This is a genomic window from Flavobacterium chungangense LMG 26729 (genome assembly GCF_000735715.2).
Lineage (GTDB): Bacteria > Bacteroidota > Bacteroidia > Flavobacteriales > Flavobacteriaceae > Flavobacterium > Flavobacterium chungangense.
Window position 1 is genome coordinate 135,708 of record NZ_JASY01000010.1, and the last position, 6,381, is coordinate 142,088.

At 36.2% G+C, this 6,381-nt stretch carries 7 protein-coding genes; all 7 read left to right on the forward strand.

Going from position 1 to position 6,381, the window contains the following annotated elements; translation table 11 throughout:
- Positions 1–588, forward strand: a complete 588-nt coding sequence (locus JE46_RS17055; RefSeq protein WP_031456489.1) for a TetR/AcrR family transcriptional regulator — start codon at positions 1–3, stop codon at positions 586–588.
- Between the two features lie 128 nt (positions 589–716).
- Positions 717–1,532, forward strand: a complete 816-nt coding sequence (locus JE46_RS17060; protein ID WP_031456490.1) for an SDR family NAD(P)-dependent oxidoreductase — start codon at positions 717–719, stop codon at positions 1,530–1,532.
- Positions 1,533–1,944: 412 nt separating this feature from the next.
- A complete protein-coding gene (gene kaiC, locus JE46_RS17065; RefSeq protein WP_031456491.1) occupies positions 1,945–3,615 on the forward strand; it encodes a circadian clock protein KaiC in 1,671 nt (556 codons plus the stop codon).
- Between the two features lie 7 nt (positions 3,616–3,622).
- Entirely contained in the window at positions 3,623–3,919 is a 297-nt protein-coding gene (locus JE46_RS17070) for a circadian clock KaiB family protein (protein ID WP_031456492.1), read from the forward strand.
- Positions 3,920–3,922: 3 nt separating this feature from the next.
- On the forward strand, positions 3,923–4,222 hold the full coding sequence (locus JE46_RS17075) for a circadian clock KaiB family protein (RefSeq protein ID WP_031456493.1): 300 nt from the start codon (positions 3,923–3,925) through the stop codon (positions 4,220–4,222).
- Position 4,223: 1 nt separating this feature from the next.
- Positions 4,224–5,480 carry a sensor histidine kinase gene (locus JE46_RS17080; RefSeq protein WP_031456494.1) on the forward strand — a complete coding sequence of 419 codons (1,257 nt, stop codon included), beginning with the start codon at positions 4,224–4,226 and terminating at the stop codon, positions 5,478–5,480.
- Positions 5,480–5,884: a response regulator gene (locus tag JE46_RS17085; protein WP_031456495.1), complete on the forward strand. Its 405-nt coding sequence runs from the start codon at positions 5,480–5,482 to the stop codon at positions 5,882–5,884. Before JE46_RS17080 ends, JE46_RS17085 begins: the two co-directional genes overlap by 1 nt.
- Positions 5,885–6,381 lie beyond the last annotated feature (497 nt).

Here is a 6,381-nt window from a genome sequence, read left to right on the forward strand (position 1 = left end):
ATGGCAAAAGGCGAAGAAACCAGACAATTTATCATAGAAAAAGCAGCTCCCATTTTTAATACCAAAGGGATTGCCGCAACGGCTATGAGTGATATTATGGAAGCCACAAAGTTGTCTAAAGGAAGTATGTACGTTCATTTTGAAAATAAGGAAGTTCTTGCCTGTGCAGCTGTAGATTATAATATGAAAGTTTTAGGCGATAAACTGATGGCCAAAATTAGTAAATGCAAAACAGCGAAAGAAGAATTGTTTACTTATATAAATTTTTTTAGTAATGCTGTAAATCCGCCCCTTACTGGTGGGTGTCCTTTGTTAAATTTTGGAACAGAAGCAGATGATACCAATCCTGTTATAAAAGAAAAAATAAATAAGGGAATTAATAACAATCAGCAGTTATTGGAAAACATTATTAAGAAAGGAATCGCAAACAGTGAATTCAAAACCGACTGGAATGGAGTAGATTTTGCTACCGTAATGGTTGCCATGATGGAAGGTGGTCACCTTATGTCGAGAATGTCAGGAAACAATGATAAGATGAATGTAGTCGCAAATACCCTAAAATCAATAGTAGAGGAAAACAGCCTTTAATTTTTTTTATTTAAAAAATGACCTTTCGGTCACTTATTAAATAAAAAAAACAATATCAATGGCAAATATCAATGGCAAAAATCAATAGTAATAAATCAATAAAAATAATTTAATAAACAATAAACATTATGTCGTCAAAAACAATTTTAATTTCAGGAGCATCAAAAGGATTTGGAAGAGCCTGGACAGAAGCATTTTTAGAAAAAGGATATCAGGTAGCTGCTACAGCCAGAAATATCGATTCATTAGCCGATTTAAAAGCACAATACGGAGATGCTGTTTTACCTCTAAAACTGGATGTAAATAATCGCGCCGACTCGTTTGCTGTGGTTGAAAAGGTACATCAGCATTTTGGAAAAATTGATATACTCATCAACAATGCAGGCTATGCTTTAAATGGCGCCGTAGAAGAAGCAAGCGAAGAAGAAGCAAGAGCGCAGTTTGAAACCAATTTTTTCGGAACTTTATGGTTAACGCAAGCGGTTTTGCCAATTATGAGAAAGCAACAAAGCGGGCATATCATCCAGGTTTCATCTATTTTAGGAATCGCCGCTTTACCTGTTTTAGGACTTTACAATGCATCAAAATTTGCCGTTGAAGGTCTTACTGAAACGTTGGCTTCTGAAGTAAAGCAATTTGGTATCAACGTAACCCTTGTTGAACCAAACGGTTATGCTACTGATATCTGGGGTCACGGATTCAACAGCGAAAGTATCGATGCTTATGACGGACTTAAAAAAGCCATTATTGATGGACATGATCCTGATACTTTCGGAAAAACAAGTGCTACAGTTCCGGCGATCATTAAATTGGTTGAAGCTGAAACCCCTCCTCTACGCTTGTTTTTAGGAAAAGTTGCTTTTCCATTAGCAAAACAAGTCTATGAACAAAAACTTGCCACCTGGGAAGAATGGGCTGATGTTTCTGTTGCAGCACACGGATAATTTCTTTTCTTTTTTAGATTAATAAAAACGAGACTGTTTCTTTGGAAGAGACAGTCTCGTTTTTTTATGGGAACTCATTTCCGCTTTTGGCTATATTTTTTTTTTGAGCTGGTGAAAACCTTTTTAAAAAAGAATACCCTTCTGTCGGCATAGGCACCAGTTTTCAAAAAATATTTATCAAAACCCAAACGTCATTATCTAACTAGGGTTTTTATCGCATAGCCCATATCCGAAAATCATTTTCTTAACAAAATTTAAGATTTCACCATATATTTAATTTATAAGCAATAAATACCATGTATTCCCTGAAATCATTTGTATTTTATGTAAACAGCTGTTAAATCTTTAATAAATATTAATTATTAATTATGGAAGAAACCGTATATTTGAGATACACAGAATATTTAGAAGCATGCAAAAAAAATCAAAAATACATAGTTTTACATTTCCTAAAACACCTACAGGAGTAGATGGACTGGACGAGATTACAGATGGTGGTTTCCCAAAAGGACGCCCAACATTAATCTGTGGCGGCGCCGGTTGCGGAAAAACATTGTTATCAATGCAGTTCCTTATTAAAGGAATTACAGAGTATAAAGAACCCGGAGTTTTTATGTCTTTCGAAGAACCTTCGGATGATCTTACTTTAAACGTAAAATCTCTTGGATTTGACCTCGAAAAGCTGAAAGCTGAAAAAAAACTCGTTGTAGATCATGTGAGAGTTGAAAGATCAGAAATTGAAGAAGCGGGAGAATATGATCTTGATGGTTTATTTATCCGATTAGGACACGCTATCGACTCCATAAAAGCGAAACGCGTTGTATTGGATACCATAGAATCCCTTTTTGCGGGTCTTGACAATCAGGCTATTCTTAGAGCTGAATTGCGACGGTTGTTTCACTGGCTTAAAACAAAAGGTGTAACGGCTATCATTACGGGAGAACGCGGCGAAGCAACCCTAACCCGCCAGGGATTAGAAGAATATGTTTCGGATTGTGTGATTGTACTGGATCATCGTGTTATCGAGCAGGTTTCTACCAGAAGATTACGAATTGTAAAATACAGAGGATCAACACATGGCACAAACGAATATCCATTTTTAATTGACGAAGACGGAATTTCAGTATTGCCCATTACCTCACTAAAACTGGATAACGAAGTTTCTTCAGAAGTCATTTCTACCGGAGTTCCCGGATTAAATGAAATGTTTCAGGGCGGTGGATTTTACCGTGGCAGCAATATATTAGTATCCGGTACAGCGGGAACAGCCAAAACTACGATTGGATGTTATTTCGCAAACGAGCAATGTAAAAATAAGGAGAAAACAATCTATTTTGCATTTGAGGAATCGCCACATCAGCTGGTCCGAAATATGAGATCGATTGGTATTGACATGGATGTACACATCAAAAAAGGATTACTGCAAATTCATTCGGCACGACCATCTTTAAATGGTCTTGAACTGCATTTGCTTACACTAAGAAAATTAATCAGGGAATTCAAACCAACGACTATAATCATTGATCCAATAAGCAATTTGATCTCTGTAGGAAGTGAACACGAAGTTCGTTCGATGCTCGTTAGGCTGATTGATATGCTAAAAGCACACAATATAACAGCCTTATTTACGTCTTTAAACAAACAAACGGATAATTTCAGACCTGACCTGGCAGAAGAATCAGTTTCTTCTTTGGTAGATACCTGGATTACCGTTCGGGATATGGAAGGCATTGGAGAAAGAAACCGGGGTATTTTTATTATCAAGGCAAGAGGAATGGGACATTCGAATCAGGTAAGGGAATTTGTAATCAACAATAATGGTATAGAACTGCTGGATGTTGAATTAGGACCAAATGGAATCCTGACAGGTGCAGCACGACAAACCTACAGATTCAAAAAAACGGTATCCGATATTAAGCTTCAAAACGAAATCAGCAGAAAAGACAGGGAAATTGCCCGTAAGCGTAAAGTTTTGGAAGCCAATATAGAAGCACTTAAGAATGAATTCGAATCTGCTGAAGAAGAACTTAGTATTCTAAGGGCAACAGAAGAATTACAGGCGAAATTGTCTTCTAAAAAATAACAGTATTATGAAAAAAGAAGTTGTAGCCGAATGGCAATTATTACTCTATATAGCCGGACAAACGCCAAAATCAATTAAAGCGCTTGAGAATATAAAAAAATATGCCGAAATACATTTGAAAGGGATATACAGCATCGAAATCATTGATTTGCTTAAAAGCCCGCAATTGGCAGAAGGGGATCAAATTTTGGCAGTACCAACGCTGGTACGCAAATTTCCTGAGCCTATTCGTAAAATAATAGGTGACCTCTCTAATGAAGAAAGAGTGCTTGTAGGACTTAATATTAAACCTATAATTGCATAAAACATGGAAGATTCATCTGATGGCCCGGTCACAACCAAACATACATTTACTCTTTTCGTTTCAGGCATGTCTGTAAAATCAGGTTATGCTATTGAAAATCTACGAAAGATTTGTGATACTTATCTCGTAGATAATTACGAAGTAGAAATTATTGATATCAGCCGAGACAAAGAGCAGGCTGTGATTCATCAAATTGTAGCGATACCTACGCTGATTAAAACAGGTCCGGAACCGAGAAGAATCATTTTAGGAGATTTGTCAGACACAGAAAAGGTATTAACAATACTTAATATAAGGGGATAATTTGAAAGACAAAGATAAAAATATCGACACATTGCTGGCAGAAATTGCTGCATTAAAGGAAGAACTTTTTGAGTCAAATAGTATTGTAAATGCTATAAAACAAGGAGATGTCGATGCATTGGTTGTACACAACAACGGAGTTCCTCAGCTTTATTCGCTGGAAACGGCCGACTATACTTACAGGCTTCTTATCGAAAAGTTCAGGCAGGGTGCATTAAGTATTTCCAGAGATGGACTTATATTGTATTGCAATGATTATTTCTCCAAACTCACCGGGATATCATCAGAAATGATTATAGGAACGTATCTCAATGAATATTTTGATAATCCTGCACAATTTGTTCAGCTTATCGAAGCGATGAAATACGGTATTACGACCCATGAAATATTGCTTAAATCAGAATCCGGTACAAAAACATTTCCGGCTTACATCGCTTTAACAGATCTTGAACCGGCGGTTGAAGCTATCGGAATCGTAATTACCGATTTAACCGAAAAGAAAAAGCATGAAGGAGCACTCATTCAGCATCAATCAGAATTAGAGGAAAAAATTACCGAATTAAACAGGATTAACAGAAATCTTAAGGAATTCATACACGTAATATCCCATGATCTCAAAGAACCGCTGCGTAAAATTGTGATGCACAGTGAACGGATTCAGGGAAATAATCTTACAGAAACAGATGCCAAATCTATGAGCGTTATGAAACTGTCTGCCTTGCGATTGAATTCGCTTATAGATGATCTGGTACAATATTCGTCGCACACCGCACAGCTGGAACGTACAGAGGTTGATTTAAATTCAGTTATTTCAGAAGTTGTCGATGATCTCGAAATTAGCATTACGGATAAAAACGCCCAAATTAAAATGAGCAAACTACCCGTCATACAAGCGTCGAGGGTACAAATGCGACAGCTATTTGCTAATTTGATTACCAACGCTATCAAGTACAGCAAAGCAGATACTCCCCCACTTATTCAGATTTATCAGGATGATAATATTAACACTGATATTCCGATTCAAAACACTAAATTTGTTAAGATTAAGATCAAAGACAACGGTATCGGAATGGAGTCCGGTCACCTGCTTAAAATTTTCACTATTTTTCAGCGTCTGCATGCCAAAAACGAATATTCAGGAAACGGTATCGGTCTTGCAATTTGTAAAAAAATTATGGAAAACCATTCAGGTACTATCACGGTCGAAAGTACGCCCAATGAAGGCACCACATTTAATCTTTATTTTCCAATTTTATAATGACAGAGAAATATAACCTACATATTATTATTGCCGAAGATGACAATGATGACGCAGATGTTATTTTTGATACCTTTACCCAAAACCCTAATTTTAGAAAAGTAAGCCTAGTAGCCAATGGCGAAGAACTTTTAAATTTCCTGAAAGACACTTCTACTGAAACTCCTGATGTTATCCTGACCGACATTAATATGCCTATTCTGGACGGCATCGAAGCCTTACAGGAAATACTGACTACGAGTGAATTAAAGGATATTCCGTGCTTTGTCTATTCGACAAGTATCAATCCATCCTACAAAGAAAAATGCGACCTGATGGGTGTAAAAGCCTACCTGATCAAACCCTACTCTTTCGAAGCTTTTGCCGAAATTCCAAAGACGATTCTGGGCATTATCGCTGATTAAAAATAATATGAAAACGAGATTTTTTCTTTTAGAGAGTCTCGTTTTTTTTAGGAGCTGATTATTTCGTCAGCCGCTATCGCTCGTGTCCCGCTTTCGGCTATATCTTTTTTAAGGTGAAAAATCACCTCATAAAAGGATACCGCCTCTATCGAGGGCTAAGGCAATTATTTTCATAAGATGTATTTGATTATTTTATCTATGATTCATAATATTTTTATTGCTTGTCACTTTTAAAATTTTGGTGTTTTATTTCATGCATTATTCATACACTATCTATGCTTTATCTATGCTCTATCCATGCTTTATTTACACCTGTGTCCCGTCCTATGTCCCGTCCTAAAATAACTATACAGATTATTAAATAAATCCTATTATAGTTATACAAATATAATTCTTAATCCTAAACTTACTATACAACTGTTTTTTCATAGTTAAATTTTTTATTATAATTCTTCCATCTCTTCTTTAAGTTCTCTGATTGTAGATGAGCTTGATTT